General features: G+C 68.6%; 1 protein-coding gene. It reads left to right on the top strand.

The features are described 5' to 3' along the window. Positions 1-255: 255 nt before the first annotated feature. On the top strand, positions 256-2,703 hold a 2,448-nt coding region (gene rpoB, locus VFW24_11365; protein ID HEX5267363.1), incomplete at its 3' end, for a DNA-directed RNA polymerase subunit beta.

Genomic DNA, 2,703 nt, shown 5'->3' with positions numbered 1-2,703 from the left:
AGCTCGAGGAGGCCGGGGCCAGCGTCGAGGTCAAGTAGCGCCCCCCTACCATTGACCTGAGGGGCCCCAGGCCTTATCCTGCCCGGGAGCCCCAGGCGGGGGGCTTGTATTCGAGCACGCCCGCGCCTACAATTGCCGGTTGCCGTGCCCGCCCCCGCCGCGTACCTGACTTCAGGCCGCGCCTTCGGCGCGCCGGCGCGCCCGCTGCCGTTCCACCACCTGTCGTTCCACCTTTCTCCCCACTAGGAGTTCGGCTTGCCCGCTCGTTCTGCGACCCCGGAACGCTTCACCTTCGCCAACCTGGACGAGGTTCTGCCCCTGCCCGACCTCGTGGCCGTCCAGCGCGACTCGTTCAAGGACTTCCTCGAGGAGGGCCTGGCGGAGACCTTCGCCGACATCAGCCCGATCGAGGACTTCACCGGGACCCTCCGGCTGGAGCTGGAGTTCGACCCGAGCGACCCCGACCTGCGCCCTCCGCCCAAGTTCTCGGTGGAGGAGTGCAAGGAGAAGGACATGACCTACGCGGCCCCGATCTTCGTGCGGGCCCGGTTCATGAACGCCTCCACGGGTGAGATCAAGGAGCAGACCGTCTTCATGGGGGACTTCCCGATGATGACGGACAGGGGAACGTTCATCGTCAACGGCACCGAGCGGGTGGTCGTCAGCCAGCTCGTCCGCTCACCCGGAGTGATCTTCCAGCCCGGGCGGGATGCCAAGACCATCGTGACCGGAACGATCCACCCCTACCGCGGCGAGTGGATCGAGTTCGACGTCGAGGCCAAGCCGGGCAAGGACATCACCGCAGGCACCCGCGTGGCGCGCAAGCGGCGCCTGTCGCTGTTCATCCTGCTCCGGGCCCTCGGCTACGAGGACGAGGCGCTGCTGTCGCGTTTCGTGCGCCACTTCGACTTCCTCGAGGGCCAGTGGGAGAAGGAGCGCGACATCGCCCCCACCCGGGAGGAGGCCCTGCTCGAGATCTACAAGCGGGCCCGCCCCGGTGAGCCGCCCTCGGTGGAGTCGGCGCGTGCGTACTTCGAGAACGCCTTCTTCAACCCGAAGCGCTACGACCTGACCAAGGTCGGCCGGCACAAGCTGAACAAGAAGCTGGGCCCGGAGGTCGAGAAGATCGCCGGCATCCTCGGGGTGGACCTGGAGCGGCCCGAGTCCGACCAGGGCGTCCTGAGCCCGTCGGAGATGCTGGCCGCGGCCAGCTACCTGCTCCATCTGGCCAACGGGGAGTCCGGCTACCGCCTGGACGACCAGGACCACTTCGCCAACCGCCGGGTGCGGTCGGTTGGTGAGCTGATCCAGAACCAGGTCCGGGTGGGGCTGTCCCGGATGGAGAGGGTCGTCCGGGAGCGGATGACCACCCAGGACGTCGAGGCCATCACGCCCCAGACCCTCATCAACATCCGCCCGGTCGTGGCGGCCATCAAGGAGTTCTTCGGCACCAGCCAGCTCTCCCAGTTCATGGATCAGGTCAACCCGCTGTCGGGGCTGGCCCACAAGCGCCGGCTGTCGGCCCTCGGCCCCGGCGGTCTGTCGAGGGAGCGCGCCGGGTTCGAGGTCCGGGACGTGCACACGTCCCACTACGGCCGCATGTGCCCGATCGAGACGCCGGAGGGCCCGAACATCGGCCTCATCGGCGCCCTGGCCACCTACGCCCGGGTCAACAAGTTCGGGTTCATCGAGACGCCGTACTTCCCCGTGCGCGACGGCCTGGTCGACCGTGACCCCAAGAACGTCGTGTACCTCGCAGCCGACGACGAGGAGGAGCACGTCATCGCCCAGGCCAACGCGGTCCTGGACGACGGCGGGCGTCTGGTCGGTGACCGCGTGCTGGTCCGCCGCGGCCCGCAGGGCGCCGGTGTGCGGGTCGGTGCCACCACCACCTCGTACGGCACGACATCGGAGGTCGACTTCGTGCCCCCGGCCGAGGTCGACCTGATGGACGTGAGCCCGAAGCAGATCGTGTCGATATCGACGGCGCTCATCCCGTTCATCGAGCACGACGACGCCAACCGGGCGCTCATGGGCGCCAACATGCAGAAGCAGGCCGTGCCCCTGGTCGTCCCCGAGGCGCCGTTCATCGGCACCGGGGTCGAGGCCCGGGCCGCCCAGGACGCCGGGGACGTGGTCGTGGCCGAGGGCACCGGCACGGTGTCCGAGGTCACCGGTGACCAGATCGTCATCGAGTACACCGCCGGCCAGAAGGACCGGCTCGGCCATCCCCTCGGCCGCAAGATCTACCGGCTGGCGAAGTTCCGCCGCTCCAACCAGAACACCTCGATCAACCAGAAGTCGCTGGTCGAGGAGGGGGACAAGGTGGAGGTGGGCACGGTGATGGCCGACGGTCCGTCCACCCACAACGGGGAGCTGGCCCTCGGCAAGAACCTGCTGGTGGCCTTCATGCCCTGGGAGGGCTACAACTTCGAGGACGCCATCATCCTGTCGGAGCGCCTGGTCCGCGACGACGTCCTGACCTCGATCCACATCGAGGAGCACGAGGTCGACGCCCGGGACACCAAGCTCGGCGCCGAGGAGATCACCCGGGACATCCCCAACCTCTCCGAGGAGATCCTGAAGGACCTCGACGAGCGCGGCATCATCCGCATCGGGGCCGAGGTCGGCCCCGGGGACGTTCTGGTCGGGAAGGTCACTCCCAAGGGGGAGACCGAGCTGACCCCCGAGGAGCGCCTGCTG

The organism is Acidimicrobiales bacterium, from assembly GCA_036273495.1.
Taxonomy (GTDB): Bacteria; Actinomycetota; Acidimicrobiia; order Acidimicrobiales; family JAJPHE01; genus DASSEU01.
The sequence above is the reverse complement of the archived record's forward strand: the minus strand, read 5'-3'. Positions and strand labels throughout refer to the sequence as shown.